This window comes from Klebsiella sp. GG_Kp146 (genome assembly GCF_040061975.1).
GTDB classification, from domain to species: Bacteria; Pseudomonadota; Gammaproteobacteria; order Enterobacterales; family Enterobacteriaceae; genus Klebsiella; species Klebsiella quasipneumoniae.
In genome coordinates, this window is sequence record NZ_JBEAHA010000023.1 from 21,578 (window position 1) to 42,132 (window position 20,555).

The following is a 20,555-nucleotide window of genomic DNA, read 5'->3' on the forward strand; positions in this document are numbered from 1 at the left end:
AGCGCTTGGGAAAAAGATGAAAAAATAGTTGGCTGATTTCGCGGTGGATTATTTTTTTTCCGGCCAGGCGACGGCGGGTAAGCCCCCCAGGCGCGCGCTGGCGAACAAATTCCCCTGAAACTGCGAAATACCGGCTGATTCCAGCCACATCCACTCTTCAGCACGCTCAACGCCGACGGCAGAGACCGCAATCTCCAGCGAAAAACAGCATTTGATAATCGCCTGTACAATTGACTGGCGCGGTCCATCCTGGTGGATATTGCGGATCAGCTCATGGTCGATTTTAATTCTGTCGGGCTGGTATTGCGCCAGCAGCGACAGCCCGGCAAACCCGGCGCCGAAGTGATCGATGGCAAGATTGATACCCGCCCCTTTTAGCTTTCGCACCGCATCGGTAAAATCATCCATCCGCGAAATCACTTCCCGTTCGGTAAACTCGACAATAATCTGTTCAGGAATAAGATCATTACGCTGAATTTGATCGAGCAGGAAACCCACCGCGTTCGGCGCTTTAACCAGCGTCATCGGCAGTAAATTAATACTTAACGCCTTATTACGTAAGCCTAATTGCCCGGCCAGCGACAGCGCGACGCGTTTACTGTGCAGATCGGCGAGATAAATATCGTCCCCGGAAAGCCCGGCAAAATAGGCGCCAGGCGACTGGCCGTCCGGTGTGCGTAACAGCGCTTCCCACGAAATAATTTCGCAAGCGAAAGGGTCGACAATCGGTTGGAAGGCAAAGGACCAGCTTTCCTTATTATCAATTATCGGCGTATCAGGATAGAAAGTATTCTGATCGGGGATAAATACCCAGCTGTCAGCGGAAGGAATCTCAAAATAGTTCGCTTTTTCCGTTGATTCGACAAAGGTGCGGAAAAATTGCAGTGCCCGGTCATCATAGGTGAGCTGATATTTTGTGGTCCCGCGGTCCATCACCGTCTGCAGCACCTCCTCGCGATCATGTTCCCGTAAATCAAACAGTTCCATACCGACCTTACCGAAACGGCGGGACGGCGCATAATCGCACAGAAGCTCTACCAGGTTATAATGGCGGGGATCGCGGCAAATATGCTGATAAATATCCTGAACCTTTTCTTCAGGCCCCTCAATGAGTTGAAAAAAATGCGTCCCGTTAAAAAGTAAAATACCGGTGACGTCCGCCTGCCCATTTCTTTCGTTTGCCCTGGCAACCATGGCCTCGATCGATTTGAATGAGACATTGTCGCAAATATGGCTGCGATAAATGATGGTGGTTAGCATAGTGATTCCAGATGGGAGGGTAAGCATTCACAGTAGCAGTTATCAGGCTAATCGTCTTGTAAAACTACGTTTTGTCTTAACAAAAAAGATACACTAAAAATCCCTTTTTTGTGCAAGGCTTTTTCATTTTTCTTTTCTTGTACAACGTGCACCGTTAAATCCTACCTTTACAAGCCAGAACCGCACAAAACACATAAAAATAAATTATTAAAAATCAATTAGTTAACCATTCCTGAATCATTATTGTTCAACTTTGTGTGTACAGGTTAACAATTATTGTATAAGTTTAATGGCAGTTAACAGATGAGTGAAATGTAAGGAGCAGATATGCAGCAGAATGGTTACATTCCAGATACAGCGAACGCAATTGCCCAGTATTTCAACAAAGCATCGTTACCTTCCCAGCAGGAAACGCTGGGTCAGATTGTGATGGATATTCTCAACGAAGGGCGTCATCTCAACCGCAAGGCGCTGTGCACTAAACTGTTGAGCCGCCTCGACCGGGCCCGTGCCCCCGAGGAAGAGAGTCACTATCAGACCTTAATTGGTCTGCTGTTTGCCGATCAGGAATAACGTCATCGATCGTCGCCTGTTGCGCCGCAGTAGCAGATGAGGGGCGATCGCTTCCATAAACCTGCTGCTGACCTGAATGCCCGTTCGCAGATTCAGGGAGAGAGTGGCATGCAGTGAGACGGTTATGAATAGCAGTGAAACTGAGGAAATCACCGATGAGATCATCGGCGAGGCGGTACTCGCGCTTCTGAAAACGAATCGCCCTATTACCACCCCGACCCTGCTGGTTCGACTTCGGTTGATGCAGGCGACAGAGTCAGACCGACAGCGAAGAAAGGTTATCGCTGCCGTGATTGAAGAAATTTGCGCGAAGCTTGCCCGTCAGCGGAAGCAAGCGCCTTTGCAGGTAAAGAAAATCAATGGCCGTTGGGAAACCCGAGGATCGCCGGCGCAAAGCGCCATGGCGCCGGAAGGTAAAAAGATCCACTGAGTATCCTAACCGTGGTGAATAACACAGAGTGAGAATGTGATGAGACAGACTATGCATCAGCAACCCGATATTTACGCAGGACTGCAGGACACCGCGCTCTCCGACTATTTCCGTAACGCCGGTGATAAGCTGGTTGATGAGTCCGCCGTGATGTCGCTGGCCATCAACAGTATTCTCCAGTCCGAAGGTCACCTGAACAATAAGGCCATTATTTTATGGCTGATTCAGGCGCTGGAAAGTACCGATGACGTGGTGACCGCAGACGTGATCCGTAAAACGCTGGAGATTGTCGTCGGCTACACCATGGACGATATCTAAGGCCGTCACGCTTCAGGCCCGCCAGGGCAACCCCTTTCCGACAGAGCCTGTCCGCTCTGTTAAAAAAAACCTCGCTGACGCGAGGTTTTTTCTTTTACGCCTGACGGATCAGTGGGCGTTGACTACCACCCACATCGGCCCCTGCCCGACCGCATAGCGACCCTTCTCCTGCAGCAGCCCCTGCTCGCCGGTAATTTCGTACACCGCGATATGGTGCGACTTCTGCCCGGCGGCAATCAGATACTTACCGCTGTGATCGAGATTAAAGCCGCGCGGCTGGGTTTCGGTCGGCTGATAGCCCTCCACCGCCAGCACGCTGCCATCTTCCGACACGCTGAACACCGTGATGATGCTGGCGGTACGATCGCAGGCGTACAGGTGACGACCGTCCGGAGTGATATGAATATCCGCCGCCCAGCGCACGCCGGTGAAATCAGACGGCATCATATCCAGAGTTTGTACACATTCGATATTGCCATTCGGGTCTTTCAGCTCCCAGACGTCAATTGAGCTGTTCAGCTCATTGACGCAGTAACCATACTGCTGGTTCGGATGGAACACCATGTGGCGCGGACCCGCCCCTTCGACGGTGGTGACTTCCGCTGGCTCCTGGGCGGAGAGGAAACCATCCTCGCTGAGGGTAAACAGGCAGATGCGATCCTGCTTCAGCGCCGGCACCCACAGGGTACGATTGTCCGGGGAGATATTGGCCGAGTGGCAGCCTTCCAGCCCGTCCACCACGGTGATGGTTTCGCCCGGCAGGCCATCCTGCAGCGGGGTCACGCTGACGCAGCCCTGATTGTAGGAGGCGCTGAAGACAAAGCGACCATGATGATCGGTAGAGATGTGGGTCGGGCTGCCCGGCAGCGCCGCTTCCCCTGCGAAGGTCAACGCCCCGTTATCCGGCGTGATGCGATAAGCTAACACGCGAAACTCCGGACGAACGCCAACGTACAGATACTCCTTATTGGGGCTGACCACCATCGGCTGGACCTGCCCCGGGGCATCAACCACCTGCACCAGCGTCAGTTTGCCGTCCGCTTCAAGACTCCAGACGTGGATTTGTTGGCTTTCCGGGCTGGCGGTATAAACGGTTTGTTTCATGACTACTCCTTCCCTCACTGCACGTGGATTTTTCATTTTCAGGATAACGGTACCCTGAAAATTATAAGACATCCGCCCATGATACTCGCATCGCCTGCCGAATTACCGACGGAGGGCGGCACAAAGGGCATACAGACATTCACGGCAGATGTGGAAAAATTGGTCCTGACGCCACGGCGGTGTACCATCATGGCCAGGTCACTTTTCAACATCAACCGGAAATAACACATGACAACACGCGTGATTGCCCTGGATTTAGACGGCACCCTGCTCACCAGCAAAAAAACCATCCTGCCCGCTTCGCTGGAAGCGCTGGCCCGCGCCAGAGAGGCGGGCTACCAGGTGATCGTCGTTACCGGACGTCATCACGTCGCTATTCATCCTTTTTATCAGGCACTGGCTCTCGATACACCTGCAATTTGTTGTAATGGCACTTATTTGTATGATTATCACGCAAAAAAGGTTTTGGCGGCCGATCCTATGTCGGTGGAACACGCGGTAAGCCTCACCGCCATGCTCGCCGAACAGCAGATCCACGGCCTGGCCTATGTGGATGACGCGATGCTTTACGAACAGCCCACCGGGCATGTGATCCGCACCCGCAACTGGGCGCAGGCGTTACCGGAGGATCAGCGCCCGGTCTTCAGCCAGGTCGACTCGCTGGCGCAGGCGGTCCGCGAGGTCAAGGCGGTATGGAAATTCGCCCTCACCGACGACGACATTCCCCGTCTGCAGCGCTTTGCGCAGGAGGTCGGCGAGACGCTGGGCCTCGAGTGCGAATGGTCGTGGCACGACCAGGTGGATATCGCTCGCGCCGGCAACAGCAAAGGCAAACGCCTGGCGCAGTGGGTCGCTGACCAGGGGCTGTCGATGCAGAATGTGGTGGCCTTCGGCGATAACTACAACGATCTGAGTATGCTGGAAGCGGCAGGCACCGGGGTGGCGATGGGTAATGCGGTGGACGACGTCAAAGCCCGCGCCAACGTGGTCATCGGCGACAATGAGTCCGCCAGCATCGCCGAGTTTATCTACCGTCAGTTGCTGTGATCAGGCGGCAATCGACACGCTTTTGATCTGGGCAAATACCTGCTGGCCTGGCGCTATCGCCAGGTCATCCCGCGCCCACGGGCTGATTCGAGCCCACAGCGGATGGCCGCTCACCCTGAGCTGAACCTCAATCTGCCCGTTGACCTCCAGACACTGAACCACCTCGGCGCGTAAGATATTGCGGATGCTGGTTGCGGACGGCTGGGCCAGCACCAGCGAGACGTCCGACGCCTGGATGCGGATCCGCGCGCTCTCCCCGGCGGGACGATCGAGCCGGTTGACCCACAGCATTTGATCCCCTAGCGTCAGCGCGGTCATCGCGTACTGCGGATGCTGCGCGGCGACGGTGGCGCTGAGGATCGTACTCTGCTGTTCCGCCGGCAGCCAGGGGTGCATCACGCTGCTGCTCCAGACCTCCTCCAGCGGACCGAAAGCCTTCACCTTACCGGCCTCCAGCACCAGCACGCGATCGGCCAGATGCTGGATCTCGTCCAGCGAGTGGCTAACGTAGAGCATCGGAATATGGATCTCCTGCGCCAGCCGCTGCAGATAGGGCAACAGTTCGCGTTTGCGCGGAATATCCAGCGAGGCCAGCGGCTCGTCCAGCAGCAGCAGCTCCGGCGCGGTCAGCAGGGCGCGACCAATGGCCACGCGCTGCTTTTCGCCGCCGGATAACCGGCCCGGCAGCCGATCCAGCAAGGGCGCAATTCCCAGCAGTTCCACCAGTTTATCGAACTGGCTGACCATGGATTTCGCCATTCCGTACTGCAGATTGCCGCGCACTTTATAGTGGGGAAACAGGCGCGCATCCTGAAATACATAGCCGATCCGCCGCTGCTCCGGCGCCAGGCAGATACGCTGCGCGGTGTCGTTCAGCACCCTTCCGTTGAGGACAATCCGCCCCGCCTGCGGCCGGGTCAGGCCGCTGATAGCGTTGATCAACGACGTTTTCCCGGCGCCTGAGACGCCAAAGATGGCGGTGATCCCGCTGCTGGGCAGCGTTTCACGGATCTGCAGACAGTGGCTGCCGAGGGTCTGGGTAAAGTCCAGCTCGAGCATCATGATCCTCCCATTCGCTGGCGGCTCACGCGGGCCAGCCATTCTGAAATCAAGAGCGAGACCAGCGCCAGACCGATAGCGATGAGGCAGAGGCGGGCCGCCGCCCCCTCCCCGCCCGGGGTCTGGATCAAGGTGTACATCGCCGAAGGCAGGGTGCGCGTTTCACCGGGAATATTGGAGACGAACGTGATGGTCGCGCCAAACTCCCCTAACGAGCGGGCGAAAGCCAGCACCGTGCCGACAATAATTCCCGGCAGAGTCAGCGGCAGCGTAATGGTGAAAAATACCCGCCAGCGGCTGGCCCCGAGGGTTCTCGCCGCCTGCTCCAGTTTGATGTCCACCCCCTCCAGCGCCAGGCGGATGGCGCGCACCATCAGCGGGAAAGACATCACCGCCGCCGCCAGCACCGCCCCGCGCCAGCTGAAGGCAAAGCTGATGCCGAACCAGTCATACAGCCAGCTGCCAATAAACCCGCGCCGCCCCATGGCCACCAGCAGCAGATACCCCACCACCACCGGCGGCAGCACCAGCGGCAAATGGAGAAGGCTGTCGAGCAGCGCCTTGCCGGGGAAGGTGCGCCGGACCAGCAGCCAGGAAAAAAAGATGCCAAAGGGCAGGCTCAGGGCCACCGCCAGGGAGGAGACTTTCAGGCTCAGCAGCACCGCCTGCCATTCGGGTTCGCTCAGAAACATCAGCGGGTGGTAAATCCGTAACGTTGAAAAATCGCCGACGCTTCCGGCCCTTTCAGGTAGTCATAGAAAGCGCTCACGGCCGCATTGCGGTGGCCATCGACAATCGCCAGCGGGTACTCGACTTTCTGATGCGACGCCTCAGGGAAAGTGCCAACCACTTTCACCCCTTTGCTGGCCACGGCATCCGATCCGTAGACGATGCCCAGCGGCGCTTCGCTACGCTCCACCAGCGCCAGCGCGCCGCGCACGTCTTCCGCCGGGGCGAGCTTCGGCGACAGGGTCTCCCAGGCGCCCAGTTTCTGCAGCGCTTCTTTGGCGTAGATACCTGCCGGAACGTGCTGCGGATCGCCCACCGCCAGACGGCCCCCTTTCAGCAGGCTGGTCCAGTCGGTTTTCTCATCAATGGTTATCGCCCCCTGCGCGCTGGCTTTCGGCGCCACCACCACCAGGCTGTTGCCAAGCAGGGTGGCGCGGGTCGCCGGATCGATGGCCTTTTTGTCTGCCGCGTAATCCATCCACTTTTGATCGGCGGAGATAAACAGGTCCGCCGGGGCGCCTGCTTCAATCTGCCGCGCCAGCGTCGACGACGAGGCAAACGACGAGACGACCTCGACGTTTTTCGCTTTCTTATACGCCTGGGCGATATCCTGCATCGCGTTGGTTAACGACGCGGCCGCGAAAACGGTCACTTTCCCCTCTGCCGCCAGCGCCTGACCCGCGATGCACAGCGTGAGCGATACCCCGACCACCCCGCGTAACCAAGAACCTGTCATCTGAATCTCCTGTCAATGCGTTATGTACTCGACAATATAACGATATGCGAAGCGTTTTTATAGTGACGCAGGACAATAAAATGAAGGGAAATGATACAGGAGGGAAATAGCACAGCGCCCGGTTAAACCGGGCGCCGGGAAATCAATGATTTTGCTGGCTGCGATCTTTGTGGCCGACGCCGGAGAAGAGGTTGAACACTTCGCCAAGACCGTAAATCAATCCCAGGATGACCGCCATCACCACCGGTACCATGATGACCGCAAAAACCAGACTTTTCAAAAGCTCTAACATGGTTCACTCCAGATAGTATGATTCCCTGATTGTAACGGTTTCAGCCGAAAAAACACGCCCCATTTGTGCGGTGGTTAATGACAAACCGCGCAGAGAGGTTTTGCAACGGGGTGACTATCGGTCACAATACGCTTTTTTGTCAGGAAACGATTATGCAGGCCGAAATTCTTCTCACCCTTAAGCTTCAGCAGCGCCTGTTTGCCGACCCCCGGCGGATCGCCCTGCTCAAACAGATTGACCTGACCGGTTCGATAAGCCAGGGGGCGAAGCACGCGGGTATCAGCTATAAAAGCGCGTGGGATGCCATCAACGAGATGAACCAGCTCAGCGAACAGCCGCTGGTGGATCGCGCCACCGGCGGCAAAGGCGGCGGCGGCGCGGTGCTGACCCGCTACGGGCAGCGTCTGATCCAACTGTACGATCTGCTGGCGCAGATCCAGCAGAAAGCGTTTGATGTGCTCAGCGATGACGACGCCCTGCCGCTGGACAGCCTGCTGGCGGCCATCTCGCGCTTTTCCCTGCAAACCAGCGCCCGCAACCAGTGGTTCGGCACTATCACCGGCCGCGATCGCCAGCAGGTGCAGCAGCACGTCGAGGTGCTGCTGGCCGACGGGCAGACCCGCCTGAACGTCGCCATTACCGCCCAAAGCGCTGAAAAGCTGGGGCTCGATGAGGGCCAGGAGGTGCTGGTCCTGTTGAAAGCGCCCTGGGTTGGCATCACCCTCGACCCGGCGGTGGCCCGCCAGGCCGAGAACCAGCTGTCGGGTCGCATCAGCCATATCGAATGCGGCTCCGGGCAGTGCGAAGTGCTGATGACCCTTGCGGACGGCCAGACCCTGTGCGCCACCCTGCCGCAGGCCCAGACCTCTGGCCTGACCGAAGGGACGGAGGCGATCGCTTACTTCAACGCCGATCGCATCATTCTCGCTACGTTATGCTGACCCCATTGACATTGCGCGCCTGAAGTCGTATCCCTGATGCACATCGCTGCAAAAAATGGGATACATCATGTCATCATTGCAAATTTCGCAAGGCACGTTTCGCCTGAGCGATACAAAAACCTTAAAAATAGACCACCTGAGCGTGGCGGCGGGTGAAAGCTGGGCGTTCGTCGGCAGCAACGGCAGCGGCAAATCCGCCCTCGCACGGGCCCTGGCCGGCGACCTGACCCTGCTCAGCGGCCAGCGCGAAAGCCTCTTCTCCCGCGTAACCCGCCTCTCCTTCGAACAGCTGCAGAAGCTGGTCAGCGACGAGTGGCAGCGCAATAACACCGACCTGCTCAGCCCCGGAGAAGAAGATACCGGACGCACTACCGCGGAGATTATTCAGGATGAGGTGAAAGATCCGGCCCGCTGCGCGCAGCTTGCCGAACAGTTTGCCATCAGCGCCCTGTTGGACCGCCGCTTTAAGTATCTGTCCACTGGCGAAACGCGTAAGACCCTGCTGTGCCAGGCCCTGATGAGCGATCCGCAACTGCTGATCCTCGACGAGCCGTTCGACGGCCTCGACGTCAACTCCCGCCAGCAGCTGGCCGCCCTGCTGGCCGACCTGCATCGCGCCGGCATCACCCTGGTGCTGGTGCTCAACCGTTTCGATGAGATCCCGGACTTTGTGCAATACGCCGGCGTGCTGGCTGACTGCCTCCTCAGCGAGACCGGCGAGAAGCACGCTCTGCTGCAGCAGGCGCTGGTCGCCCAGCTGGCGCACAGTGAAAAACTGGACGGTATCACCCTCCCGGAGCCGGATGCCCCACCGGCCCGCCATACGCTGACGGAGACGGCGCCGCGTATCGTCCTCAATGACGGGGTGGTCTCCTACAACGATCGCCCGGTCATCAACCACCTCTCCTGGACCGTAAACCCCGGCGAACACTGGCAGATCGTCGGCCCCAACGGCGCGGGTAAATCCACCCTCTTAAGCCTTATCACCGGCGATCACCCCCAGGGCTACAGCAACGATCTCACCCTCTTTGGCCGTCGGCGCGGCAGCGGCGAGACCATCTGGGATATTAAAAAGCATATCGGCTACGTCAGCAGCAGCCTGCATCTGGACTACCGGGTCAGCACCAACGTCCGCAACGTCATCCTGTCGGGCTATTTTGACTCGATCGGCATTTATCAGGCGGTGTCGGATAAACAGCATAAGCTGGTGCAGCAATGGCTGGATATTCTCGGCATCGATAAGCGCACCGCCGACGCGCCGTTTCACAGCCTGTCGTGGGGCCAGCAGCGGCTGGCGCTTATCGTCCGCGCGCTGGTGAAGCATCCAACCCTGCTGATCCTTGATGAACCGCTGCAGGGGCTGGATCCCCTCAATCGCCAGCTGGTGCGCCGCTTCGTCGACGTCCTGATTGGCGAAGGCGCCACGCAGCTGCTGTTTGTCTCGCACCATGCGGAAGATGCCCCGGACTGTATTACCCATCGCCTGGCGTTCGTTCCCAGTGGAGACGGTTACACTTATCAGCTCGGCCCCGTGGCCTGACGCCCCCTGCCGGGGATCGCAAGATCCCTGGTATTTTTCAGAAAAATAGCGCCTTACTCACCTAATAAGATGTATTTTAAACAAAATATATTAAACGATGCCGTTTCACTCTTGAGTGTAAACGATTCCACTAACTTGTTCTGTGTCACACTTTTCACTTCTTTGATATGCTATCTTCCTCATACACGATAAGCCGAATGGAGCGAATCATGAAAGTTCTGGTTACAGGTGGTAGCGGTTACATTGGAAGTCATACCTGCGTTCAACTGCTGCTGCAGGGGCATGAGGTGGTGATCCTCGACAATCTCTGCAACAGCAAGCGCAGCGTACTGCCGGTGATTGAGCGTCTCGGCGGCAAAGAAGCCACCTTTATTGAAGGCGATATTCGTAACGAAGCGCTGATGACCGAGATCCTCCACGATCACGCCATTGAAGCGGTGATCCACTTCGCCGGGCTGAAAGCCGTCGGGGAGTCCGTCGCCAAGCCGCTGGAATATTACGACAATAACGTCACCGGCACACTGAAATTAGTCTCCGCCATGCGCGCCGCGGGCGTGAAGAACTTCATCTTTAGCTCCTCCGCCACCGTCTACGGCGACCAGCCGAAAATCCCGTATGTCGAAAGCTTCCCGACCGGCACCCCGCAAAGCCCCTACGGTAAAAGCAAACTGATGGTGGAGCAGATCCTGACCGACCTGCAAAAAGCGCAGCCGGAGTGGAGCATTGCGCTGCTGCGCTACTTCAACCCGGTCGGCGCCCACCCGTCGGGCGACATGGGCGAAGACCCGCAGGGGATCCCGAATAACCTGATGCCGTATATCGCCCAGGTCGCCGTTGGCCGTCGCGAATCGCTGGCCGTGTTTGGTAACGACTACCCGACCGAAGATGGCACCGGCGTGCGCGATTATATCCACGTCATGGACCTTGCCGACGGCCACGTCGCGGCCATGGAAAAACTGGCTGACAAAGCCGGGGTCCATATCTACAACCTTGGCGCCGGCGTCGGCAGCAGCGTGCTCGACGTGGTCAATGCTTTCAGCAAGGCCTGCGGCAAACCGATTAACTACCATTTCGCGCCGCGCCGCGATGGCGACCTCCCGGCCTACTGGGCGGATGCCGCCAAGGCCGACCGCGAGCTGAACTGGCGCGTGACGCGCAACCTGGACGAAATGGCGCAGGACACCTGGAACTGGCAGTCCCGCCATCCGCAGGGTTATCCAGACTAAGGAACCTTCATGAGCGTATTTAACCCCGTTGACCATCCGCATCGTCGTTATAACCCGTTAACCGGGCAGTGGATACTGGTTTCTCCGCATCGCGCCAAGCGCCCCTGGCAGGGAGCGCAGGAGACGCCGGCAAAACAGACCTTGCCGGCCCACGATCCGGACTGTTTCCTGTGCCCGGGCAACACCCGGGTCACCGGCGACACGAATCCGAATTACACCGGCACCTACGTGTTTACCAACGACTTTGCGGCCCTGATGACCGACACCCCGGATGCCCCGGAGAGTGACGATCCGCTGATGCGCTGCCAGAGCGCGCGCGGCACCAGTCGGGTGATCTGCTTCTCGCCAGACCACAGCAAAACGCTGCCGGAACTGAGCCTAGAAGCGCTGGAAGGCGTGGTTAAAGCGTGGCAGGAACAGACCGCGGACCTCGGGAAAAGCTACCCGTGGGTGCAGGTCTTTGAAAACAAAGGAGCAGCGATGGGCTGCTCCAACCCGCACCCGCACGGTCAGGTATGGGCCAACAGCTTCCTGCCTAATGAAGCGGAACGGGAAGACCGTCTGCAGAAAGCGTATTACGCCAGCCAGGGCCAGCCGATGCTGCTGGACTATGCCCGGCGCGAACTGGCCGACGGCAGCCGCACGGTGGTCGACACCGATCACTGGCTGGCGGTCGTGCCCTACTGGGCCGCATGGCCGTTCGAAACGCTGCTGCTGCCGAAAGCGCCCGTGCAGCGTATTACCGATTTAACCGACGCCCAGCGCAGCGATCTGGCGCTGGCGTTGAAAAAGCTGACCAGCCGTTACGACAACCTGTTCCAGTGCTCATTCCCCTACTCCATGGGCTGGCACGGCGCGCCGTTTAACGATGAAGACCATAACCACTGGCAGCTTCACGCCCACTTTTATCCGCCGCTGCTGCGCTCCGCGACGGTCCGCAAGTTTATGGTTGGCTACGAAATGCTGGCCGAAACGCAGCGCGATCTCACCGCCGAGCAAGCTGCCGAACGACTGCGCGCCGTCAGCGACGTCCATTTTCGTGAATCCGGAGTGTAATGATGAGTCTGAAAGAGAAAACCCAAACCCTGTTTGCTGAGGCCTTCGGCTACCCGGCCAGCCATGTCATTCAGGCACCAGGCCGCGTCAACCTGATCGGCGAGCATACCGATTACAACGACGGCTTTGTGCTGCCCTGCGCCATCGACTACCAGACGGTGATCAGCTGTGCGCCGCGCGACGATCGTACCGTGCGGGTGATTGCCGCCGATTACGACAATCAGACCGACGAATTCTCTCTCGACGCGCCGATTCTCAGCCACGACACCCAGCAGTGGTCGAACTATGTCCGCGGCGTGGTGAAGCATCTGCAACAGCGGAACAGCCACTTCGGCGGCGCGGATCTGGTGATCAGCGGCAATGTGCCGCAGGGCGCGGGCTTAAGCTCCTCAGCCTCGCTGGAGGTCGCCGTCGGCACCGTGTTCCAGCAGCTCTACCATCTGCCGCTGGACGGCGCGCAAATCGCCCTCAACGGCCAGGAGGCGGAAAATCAGTTCGTCGGCTGCAACTGCGGGATCATGGATCAGCTGATTTCGGCGCTGGGCAAAAAAGACCATGCGCTGCTGATCGACTGCCGCTCGCTGGGCACCAAAGCCGTCTCGATGCCGAAAGGCGTGGCGGTGGTGATCATCAACAGCAACTTTAAGCGCACCCTCGTCGGCAGCGAGTACAACACCCGTCGTGAACAGTGCGAGACCGGCGCGCGTTTCTTCCAGCAGCCCGCTCTGCGCGATGTCACCCTTGAGCAATTCAACGCTGTCGCCCATGAGCTGGATCCGGTGGTGGCGAAGCGGGTACGTCATGTGCTGACGGAGAATGCCCGCACCGTGGAAGCCGCCAGCGCCCTTGAAAAAGGCGACCTGAAGCGGATGGGCGAGCTGATGGCCGAATCCCACGCCTCGATGCGCGATGATTTCGAGATCACCGTCCCGCAGATCGACACCCTGGTGGAGATCGTCAAGGCGACAATCGGCGATAAGGGCGGCGTGCGCATGACCGGCGGCGGTTTTGGCGGCTGTGTGGTAGCGCTGGTCCCGGAAGATCTGGTCGATACCGTTCAGCAGGCCGTTGCCAACGAGTATGAAGCGAAAACCGGAATTAAAGAGACGTTTTATGTCTGCAAACCGTCACAGGGGGCTGGTCAATGGTAACGCAAACTACCGCGCTGGCGCCGGACGGCCAGCCATGGCAGCAGGTAACCCTGCGCAATAAGGCGGGGATGACCGTCACCGTGGCGGACTGGGGCGCGACGTTGCTCAGCGCCGAGGTGCCGCTGGCCGATGGCAGCGTGCGCCATCCGCTGCTGGGCTGCGCAAAGCTGGAAGACTATGCCCGCCAGGCCGCGTTTCTTGGCGCCTCGGTAGGCCGCTACGCCAACCGTATCGGCAATAGCCGCTTCCCGCTTGACGGCCAGCTCGTCACCGTCACGCCGTCAAACGACGCGGGCCACCAGCTTCACGGCGGCCCGGAAGGGTTTGATAAACGCCGCTGGCGCATCGTCCGCGCCGACGAGCAGGAAGCGCTGTTCGCCCTGACCTCGCCCGATGGCGATCAAGGCTTTCCGGGCACTCTGCAGGCCACCGCGCACTATCGTCTGACCGACGATAACCGCATCGCGATTACCTATCGCGCCACCGTGGACCAACCCTGCCCGGTGAACATGACCAATCACGTCTATTTCAACCTCGACGGTGACCAGGGCGACGTGCGCCAGCACCAGCTGCAGATCCTCGCCCATCGCTATTTGCCGGTGGAAAGCGATGGTATCCCTGGCGGCGGACTCAAAGACGTCGCCGGCACCAGCTTTGATTTCCGCCAGCCGAAAACCATCGCCGCCGACTTCCTCGCGGATGCCGATCAGCAAAAGGTGAAGGGTTATGACCATGCCTTCCTGCTGGACGCCAGAGGCGACGCCACTCAACCTGCGGCGCAGGTCTGGTCGCAGGACGGCAAGCTGCAGATGACGGTCTATACCTCCGCTCCGGCGCTACAGTTTTATTCCGGCAACTATCTCGGCGGCACCCCGTCGCAGACGACGGAACCCTACGCCGACTGGCAGGGGCTGGCGCTGGAGAGCGAATTCCTGCCGGATTCGCCGAATCATCCGGAATGGCCGCAGCCGGACTGTGTGTTACGTCCGGGCCAGGAGTACGTCAGCCTGACGGAATATCAGTTTATTGCCCGCTAATCGCCAGCGCCCTCCGCCGGGGGGCGCTGAGTTTCGTCCCCGCCCTCCTCTCCGCCGCCTCTTTTTTCAGCAACCTGCTCTAATTTCCGTCACTAAAGGACAAAAAAATAACCTGTGTTTTACAAGCACCTTACACTGAGCCACTATTTTCGCTATGGTTAGGGATAAGCATTGCCGTGAGCCAAATCACGGCAATATAATGAGAATAGTTATCAATCAATAACACATACACCAACATATTCAGCGCACCGTTCGCGGCGCGAGGGATGGCGTGTAGAGAGGAGTAAGAGAATGGCTGTAACTAAGCTGGTACTGGTTCGTCATGGCGAAAGCCAGTGGAACAACGAAAACCGCTTCACCGGTTGGTATGACGTTGATCTGTCCGAGAAAGGCATTAGCGAAGCGAAAGCGGCAGGTAAACTGCTGAAGGCTGAAGGCTTCAGCTTTGATTTTGCTTATACCTCCGTGCTGAAACGTGCCATCCACACCCTGTGGAACGTGCTGGACGAACTGGATCAGGCCTGGCTGCCGGTTGAGAAATCCTGGAAGCTGAACGAGCGTCATTACGGCGCGCTGCAGGGCCTGAACAAAGCGGAAACTGCTGAGAAATACGGCGACGAGCAGGTTAAACAGTGGCGTCGCGGCTTCGCCGTTACTCCGCCGGAGCTGACCAAAGACGACGAGCGCTACCCGGGCCACGATCCGCGCTATGCAAAACTGACCGACGCGGAACTGCCGACCACTGAAAGCCTGGCGCTGACCATCGACCGCGTCGTGCCTTACTGGAACGAAACCATTCTGCCGCGCCTGAAAAGCGGTGAGCGCGTGATCATCGCCGCTCACGGTAACTCCCTGCGCGCGCTGGTTAAATACCTCGACAACATGGGCGAAGACGAGATCCTCGAACTGAACATCCCGACCGGCGTACCGCTGGTGTATGAGTTCGATGAAAACTTCAAGCCGATCAAACATTACTATCTGGGCAACGCGGAAGAGATCGCGGCGAAAGCGGCTGCCGTCGCCAACCAGGGTAAAGCGAAGTAATTTCCCCCGGTGAAAATAAAAAAGCGTGGAAATCTCCACGCTTTTTTTATGACCTGCGCGAGCGCAACGTAGCTTAGCCGCGGCGGGTTTTCACCGCTTCCGCCAGCTGACGCAGGATCGCTTCAGTATCCTCCCAGCCGATGCAGGCGTCGGTGACGCTCTTGCCGTAGGTCAGCGGTTCACCGCTCTCAAGGCTCTGGTTGCCTTCCACCAGATGGCTTTCAATCATCACGCCCATAATGGCGCGCTCGCCGCCGGCAATCTGCTGGCATACGTCGGCGCCTACTTCCATCTGCTTCTTGAACTGCTTGCTGGAGTTGGCGTGGCTGAAGTCGATCATCACCTGGGCCGGCAGGCCCGCTTTCGCCAGACCGATTTTCACCTCCGCTACGTGCTTCGCGCTGTAGTTCGGCTCTTTGCCGCCGCGCAGAATAATATGGCAGTCGCCGTTGCCGCTGGTATTGACGATAGCGGAGTGGCCCCACTTGGTGACCGACAGGAAACAGTGCGGCGCGCCGGCGGCGTTAATCGCGTCGATAGCTACCTTGATGGTGCCATCGGTACCGTTTTTAAAGCCCACCGGGCAGGAGAGCCCCGAGGCGAGCTCGCGGTGCACCTGGGATTCGGTGGTGCGCGCCCCGATGGCGCCCCAGCTCATCAGATCGGCGACATACTGCGGGGTGATCATATCGAGGAATTCCCCCGCCGCCGGCAGGCCGCTGTCGTTAATGTCCAGCAGCAGCTTGCGCGCAATGCGTAACCCGTCGTTGATGCGGAAGCTGTTATCCATATGGGGATCGTTGATAAGCCCTTTCCAGCCGACGGTAGTGCGCGGTTTCTCAAAATAGACGCGCATGACGATCTCGAGCTCGCCCTTCAGCGCCTCGCGCAGGGTCAGCAGACGGGAAGCGTACTCTTTCGCCGCCGCCGGGTCGTGAATAGAACAGGGCCCAATCACCACCAGCAGGCGGTCATCATCACCTTTGAGGATCTGGTGGATCGCTTTGCGAGCATGTGCAACGGTGTTTGCAGCATTTTCGGTAGCAGGGAATTTTTCCAGGAGCGCAACGGGAGGTAATAATTCGTTGATCTCTTTAATGCGTAAATCGTCGTTCTGATAATTCATCTTCTTTCCAGCGTTGGCATACTTATTCAATGAAATGCAATCCCTCCAATCTATCTCTTCGCTGAAATAGTGTAAACGTGATTTTACAGTAGTGATGGAATAATCCTGGAAATAGGCAAAAATACGCCATAAAGTAGCGAAACCAGACTCATGAACTACAATATTTAACTGTTAAAGCTAATTAAGCCTTACGTTTCAGGATTATATAGTGACACTGCGATCGTCTGCGGAGTCTTTAACCATAGCGAGTCAGATCCCTGGCACACTTACCGCTGGAGGCGTAGTTACCGCTTCCCGACCCAACAGGAGTATCCGATGAACATGAAAAAACTGACGACCCTTTTGCTCACCGCCACCTTAGGTCTTGCCAGCGGCGCGGCCCTGGCGGCAGACGCCGGCGCCCAGTCCAACAATGGCCAGGCCAACTCTTCCGCTGATGCCGGTCAGGTGGCGCCGGACGCCCGTGAAAACGTGGCGCCGAATAACGTCGATAATAGCCAAATCAATTCTGGCTCTGGCTCTGGCACTGGCGGCACCATGCTTCATCCTGACGGCTCGACGATGGGCCAGGACAATATGTCGAGCGATGAGGTCCATAAAAACTCGATGTGTAAAGACGGCCGCTGTCCGGACACCGGTAAGAAGCTGGACAACGGCGACAGCATGAACCATGACAACAACAAAACCGACGGCACCACCCAATAATTGATGCGGTGAGTGCAAACAGAGAAAAGGCGAGCCGGGCTCGCCTTTTCTCTGTTTGTTATCGTTCTCTGTTTATGATGTCATAGCGTGATAATGATAACTATCAAGGGACGACACTATGGCGCACTCGCATTCGCACTCCTCCGCCCAGGCTCCGGATAACGGCAACGCCCGCCGGCTGCTCTGGGCGTTCATCGTCACCGCTGGTTTTATGCTGGTAGAAGCCATCGGCGGCGCGATCTCCGGCTCGTTGGCCCTGCTGGCGGATGCCGGCCATATGCTCACCGACTCCGCCGCCCTGCTGTTTGCGCTGCTGGCGGTTCGCTTCGCCAGCCGTCCCCCGAATGCCCGCCATACCTTTGGCTGGCTGCGTTTGACCACCCTGGCGGCGTTTCTCAATGCCATTGCTCTGGTGGTGATCACCATGCTGATTGTCTGGGAGGCCATTCAGCGCTTCCAGCACCCGCAGCCGGTTGCCGGCGTGACGATGATGGTGATTGCGGTCGCTGGCCTGCTGGCCAACGTGCTGGCTTTCTGGATCCTGCATCGTGGCAGCGAAGAGCGGAACCTCAACGTGCGCGCCGCGGCGCTACACGTGCTCGGCGATCTGCTGGGCTCGGTTGGCGCGATTGTGGCCGCCGTGGTGATCCTCACCACCGGCTGGACACCTGTCGACCCGATCCTTTCCGTGGTGGTTTCCTGCCTGGTGTTACGTAGCGCCTGGCGTCTGCTGAAGGAGAGTCTGAATGAGCTGCTGGAAGGCGCGCCGCGTTCGCTGGATGTGACGGCCCTGCAGCGGGATATCCGCCGCTCTATCCCGGAGGTGCGCGATGTTCACCACGTCCACGTCTGGCTGGTGGGGGAAAAACCGGTGATGACGCTGCATGTGCAGGTTGTGCCGCCGCACGATCATGATGCGTTACTCAACCGCATCCTGCATTTCCTGGAACATAAATATGAAATTGAGCATGCCACGGTGCAGATGGAGTACCAGCCCTGCAGCGGCCCGGAGTGCCATCTCAACACGATGCACGCCGGGCACGATCATCACCACCACCATTAGCCAGAAAACGCGTGAGAACCTCGCTCACGCGCGCTGTTTATCCACATCCGGCTGCCGTTCAGCGCAATGAACGTCAGCAAGAGATATTCCAGCGACATCGCATAGACGCCCTGACGGGCAAAAATCACCACGCTGATGACGTTGACGATGACCCACAGCAGCCAGTTCTCAACGTATTTGCGGGTCATTAAGATCATCGCCACTACCGACAGCACCGTCATACAGGAGTCCCAGAACGGGAAGGCGTCCGGCTGCAGTTCCGGCATAGTGACCTGCAAACCGAGCGCTTGCATCAGGCTGACCGCGATCCGCGTCAGGAAAGCAAAAAACGGATTGATAAACAGGGTCAGCAAGCCGATCGCCACCACGCAGGCCGCCAGCCAGCCCAGAGCTTTACTGCGCGGTAGCCAGCGGATCTGCAACTCAGCCTCATGGTTGCTGCTTTGCCGCGACCAGGCATACCAGCCGTAAACGTTAGCGGCAAAGAAGAACAGCTGCAGCAACAGGCTGGCATACAGCTGGATCTGAAAGAAGATGATGGCGAACAGCGTGACGTTGACCAGACCGAAGGCATAGTTACTGATCTTCTCCAGGCTCGCCAGCCAGATGCACAACAGCCCGGCGATGGTCCCTACGGCCTCTATCCAGGAGAGATCGTACCCCCCGGCGCCGATGGGTATATGTACTAAAATATTCTGCGTGCTAAAAAAATCCATTTTATCCTCTCAGCGCCAGATGACGCGGCAATAGGTTATCCCCGTAGTGTAGCCGCAAAATCCAGCATCCGGTTAAGGGGAATTAATGCGCCAGTCCGCAGCGCTTCGTCGACGTGGATTTCATGTTCAGCGCCGCCCTGCTCGAGACCCTCGGCAATGGCTTTCAGGCCGTTCATCGCCATCCACGGACAATGCGCGCAGCTGCGGCAGGTCGCCCCTTCACCGGCGGTGGGCGCTTCCAGCAGCGTTTTCTCCGGCACCGCCTGCTGCATTTTATAAAAGATACCGCGATCGGTCGCCACGATCAGCTGGCGCTGGGGCAGGCTTTTCGCCGCCGCGATCAGCTGGCTGGTGGAGCCTACGGCATCGGCCATCTCGACGATCGCCTGCGGCGACTCGGGATGGACCAGCACAGCGGCTTCGGGATGCAGAGCCTTCATCCGCATCAACGCCTGGGTTTTAAACTCGTCGTGCACGATGCACGCCCCCTGCCAGCAGAGCACATCTGCGCCGGTCTGACGCTGAACGTAACGGCCAAGATGGCGGTCCGGCGCCCAGAGGATTTTTTGACCAAGGCTATCCAGATGGTCAATGAGTTCCACGGCGATGCTGGAGGTCACCACCCAGTCGGCGCGAGCCTTCACCGCGGCAGACGTATTGGCATAGACCACCACGGTGCGGTCAGGATGAGCGTCGCAAAAGGCGTTGAACTCCTCAATCGGACAGCCCAGATCCAGGGAACACTCGGCGTTCAGAGTCGGCATCAGAATGGTCTTTTCCGGGCTGAGGATTTTGGCGGTTTCCCCCATAAAACGCACCCCGGCGACCAGCAGCGTAGAGGCCGAATGGCGGGCGCCAAAGCGCGCCATCTCCAGCGAGTCGGCAATACAGCCGCCGGTCTCTTCCGCCAGCTGCTGAATTTCAGGATCGGTGTAGTAATGCGCCACCATCACGGCATCGCGCTCGCGCAGCAGACGCTTGATTTTTTCGCGGTAAAACTGCTTTTCATCGACGGTCAGCGGCTGAGGTTTCGGTGGGAAGGGATAAATCGCCGTTTCAGGATCAAACATTACGCTCATCATGCAATCTCGTTTTACTGGCTTAACTCAAAGACCGTCAGTATGGCCTGCCCGCGCCATGATACGGTCATGGTGTTTTATATGCTAAACAAGATAGCCGATTACGCGCCAAAAGTCGTGATGAATTTTGTACATCAGCGCCTGTTCCAGGGGACGATGCTGCGTCGCTGTCCGGGCTACCGGTTCGCGCCCTGTGCAGGCGTGGTAAGCGCAGCGCGACCATGGGAAAGTGCTGAATACAATATTGTGGAAATTGATGGGCGGGCAGATAGCAAAAAGGCGCCTTTAGGGCGCCTTTTTACATTGGTGGGTCGTGCAGGATG

22 protein-coding genes and 1 pseudogene are annotated in these 20,555 nt (G+C 58.2%); 14 read left to right on the plus strand and 9 right to left on the minus strand.

The features are described from left to right. Positions 1–48: 48 nt before the first annotated feature. Positions 49–1,260, minus strand: coding sequence for a diguanylate phosphodiesterase (locus ABLU95_RS20250; RefSeq protein WP_048334451.1), 1,212 nt, complete (start codon positions 1,258–1,260; stop codon positions 49–51). A 327-nt stretch (positions 1,261–1,587) separates the two neighbouring features. Here ABLU95_RS20250 and ycgZ point away from each other — a divergent pair, with 327 nt between their 5' ends. The 3 genes from ycgZ (at position 1,588) to ABLU95_RS20265 (ending at position 2,581) form a co-directional block, all read left to right on the plus strand. Then, positions 1,588–1,833: a regulatory protein YcgZ gene (ycgZ, locus tag ABLU95_RS20255; protein WP_023288894.1), complete on the plus strand. Its 246-nt coding sequence runs from the start codon at positions 1,588–1,590 to the stop codon at positions 1,831–1,833. Between the two features lie 124 nt (positions 1,834–1,957). Further along, the gene (locus tag ABLU95_RS20260; RefSeq protein ID WP_023288893.1) at positions 1,958–2,263 is read left to right on the plus strand and encodes a hypothetical protein; all 306 of its coding nucleotides are present in this window, start codon (positions 1,958–1,960) and stop codon (positions 2,261–2,263) included. A gap of 51 nt (positions 2,264–2,314) precedes the next feature. After that, a complete protein-coding gene (locus ABLU95_RS20265) occupies positions 2,315–2,581 on the plus strand; it encodes a biofilm development regulator YmgB/AriR family protein (RefSeq protein WP_004886050.1) in 267 nt (88 codons plus the stop codon). Between the two features lie 108 nt (positions 2,582–2,689). Here the strand turns inward: ABLU95_RS20265 and pgl are convergent, their stop codons facing one another. Beyond that, complete coding sequence (gene pgl, locus ABLU95_RS20270) at positions 2,690–3,685, minus strand: 6-phosphogluconolactonase (protein ID WP_023288892.1); 996 nt, start codon at positions 3,683–3,685, stop codon at positions 2,690–2,692. 228 nt (positions 3,686–3,913) lie between these two features. Between pgl and ABLU95_RS20275 the strand changes: the two genes are divergently transcribed. Next, entirely contained in the window at positions 3,914–4,732 is an 819-nt protein-coding gene (locus tag ABLU95_RS20275) for a pyridoxal phosphatase (RefSeq protein WP_044521692.1), read from the plus strand. On the opposite strand, the gene modC is transcribed toward ABLU95_RS20275, so the two are convergent. The 4 genes from modC to ABLU95_RS20295 all read right to left on the minus strand — a co-directional run bounded on the left by modC (position 4,733) and on the right by ABLU95_RS20295 (position 7,548). After that, on the minus strand, positions 4,733–5,791 hold the full coding sequence (gene modC, locus ABLU95_RS20280) for a molybdenum ABC transporter ATP-binding protein ModC (protein ID WP_044521712.1): 1,059 nt from the start codon (positions 5,789–5,791) through the stop codon (positions 4,733–4,735). After that, a complete protein-coding gene (modB, locus tag ABLU95_RS20285) occupies positions 5,791–6,483 on the minus strand; it encodes a molybdate ABC transporter permease subunit (RefSeq protein ID WP_023288889.1) in 693 nt (230 codons plus the stop codon). Before modB ends, modC begins: the two co-directional genes overlap by 1 nt. Continuing rightward, on the minus strand, positions 6,483–7,256 hold the full coding sequence (gene modA / locus ABLU95_RS20290; RefSeq protein ID WP_065882476.1) for a molybdate ABC transporter substrate-binding protein: 774 nt from the start codon (positions 7,254–7,256) through the stop codon (positions 6,483–6,485). The genes modB and modA overlap by 1 nt, the downstream gene beginning before the upstream one ends. 142 nt (positions 7,257–7,398) lie before the next feature. Next, complete coding sequence (locus ABLU95_RS20295; protein ID WP_002895156.1) at positions 7,399–7,548, minus strand: AcrZ family multidrug efflux pump-associated protein; 150 nt, start codon at positions 7,546–7,548, stop codon at positions 7,399–7,401. 152 nt (positions 7,549–7,700) lie between these two features. Here ABLU95_RS20295 and modE point away from each other — a divergent pair, with 152 nt between their 5' ends. The 7 genes from modE (at position 7,701) to gpmA (ending at position 15,543) form a co-directional block, all read left to right on the plus strand. Next, the gene (gene modE / locus ABLU95_RS20300; RefSeq protein WP_065882478.1) at positions 7,701–8,489 is read left to right on the plus strand and encodes a molybdenum-dependent transcriptional regulator; all 789 of its coding nucleotides are present in this window, start codon (positions 7,701–7,703) and stop codon (positions 8,487–8,489) included. Positions 8,490–8,556: 67 nt separating this feature from the next. Continuing rightward, positions 8,557–10,029: a molybdate ABC transporter ATP-binding protein ModF gene (modF, locus tag ABLU95_RS20305; RefSeq protein ID WP_023288887.1), complete on the plus strand. Its 1,473-nt coding sequence runs from the start codon at positions 8,557–8,559 to the stop codon at positions 10,027–10,029. Positions 10,030–10,238: 209 nt separating this feature from the next. Further along, the gene (galE, locus tag ABLU95_RS20310; protein ID WP_023288886.1) at positions 10,239–11,255 is read left to right on the plus strand and encodes a UDP-glucose 4-epimerase GalE; all 1,017 of its coding nucleotides are present in this window, start codon (positions 10,239–10,241) and stop codon (positions 11,253–11,255) included. Between the two features lie 9 nt (positions 11,256–11,264). Next, the gene (galT, locus tag ABLU95_RS20315) at positions 11,265–12,311 is read left to right on the plus strand and encodes a galactose-1-phosphate uridylyltransferase (RefSeq protein ID WP_044521687.1); all 1,047 of its coding nucleotides are present in this window, start codon (positions 11,265–11,267) and stop codon (positions 12,309–12,311) included. Between the two features lie 2 nt (positions 12,312–12,313). After that, positions 12,314–13,462, plus strand: a complete 1,149-nt coding sequence (galK, locus tag ABLU95_RS20320) for a galactokinase (RefSeq protein ID WP_032455171.1) — start codon at positions 12,314–12,316, stop codon at positions 13,460–13,462. Further along, complete coding sequence (gene galM, locus ABLU95_RS20325; RefSeq protein WP_065882482.1) at positions 13,456–14,499, plus strand: galactose-1-epimerase; 1,044 nt, start codon at positions 13,456–13,458, stop codon at positions 14,497–14,499. The genes galK and galM overlap by 7 nt, the downstream gene beginning before the upstream one ends. A gap of 291 nt (positions 14,500–14,790) precedes the next feature. Next, the gene (gene gpmA / locus ABLU95_RS20330; protein ID WP_348880336.1) at positions 14,791–15,543 is read left to right on the plus strand and encodes a 2,3-diphosphoglycerate-dependent phosphoglycerate mutase; all 753 of its coding nucleotides are present in this window, start codon (positions 14,791–14,793) and stop codon (positions 15,541–15,543) included. A gap of 73 nt (positions 15,544–15,616) precedes the next feature. Here the strand turns inward: gpmA and aroG are convergent, their stop codons facing one another. Further along, positions 15,617–16,669, minus strand: coding sequence for a 3-deoxy-7-phosphoheptulonate synthase AroG (aroG, locus tag ABLU95_RS20335; RefSeq protein ID WP_023288882.1), 1,053 nt, complete (start codon positions 16,667–16,669; stop codon positions 15,617–15,619). 315 nt (positions 16,670–16,984) lie between these two features. On the opposite strand from aroG, the gene ABLU95_RS20340 reads away from it, so the two are divergent. Together ABLU95_RS20340 and zitB are read left to right on the plus strand one after the other, a co-directional pair. Then, a complete protein-coding gene (locus tag ABLU95_RS20340; protein ID WP_348880338.1) occupies positions 16,985–17,374 on the plus strand; it encodes a YbgS-like family protein in 390 nt (129 codons plus the stop codon). A gap of 118 nt (positions 17,375–17,492) precedes the next feature. Next, positions 17,493–18,437 (plus strand): CDF family zinc transporter ZitB, encoded by a 945-nt coding sequence (gene zitB / locus ABLU95_RS20345; RefSeq protein ID WP_348880340.1) that lies wholly within the window; start codon positions 17,493–17,495, stop codon positions 18,435–18,437. On the opposite strand, the gene pnuC is transcribed toward zitB, so the two are convergent. Next, positions 18,434–19,153: a nicotinamide riboside transporter PnuC gene (gene pnuC, locus ABLU95_RS20350; RefSeq protein ID WP_004151689.1), complete on the minus strand. Its 720-nt coding sequence runs from the start codon at positions 19,151–19,153 to the stop codon at positions 18,434–18,436. The two genes, zitB and pnuC, sit on opposite strands and share 4 nt — an antisense overlap. Positions 19,154–19,188: 35 nt before the next feature. Then, on the minus strand, positions 19,189–20,232 hold the full coding sequence (nadA, locus tag ABLU95_RS20355; protein WP_023288879.1) for a quinolinate synthase NadA: 1,044 nt from the start codon (positions 20,230–20,232) through the stop codon (positions 19,189–19,191). 69 nt (positions 20,233–20,301) lie between these two features. Between nadA and ABLU95_RS20360 the strand changes: the two are divergent. After that, positions 20,302–20,448: pseudogene (locus ABLU95_RS20360) on the plus strand (hypothetical protein); the annotation flags it as partial. Positions 20,449–20,555: the final 107 nt, after the last annotated feature.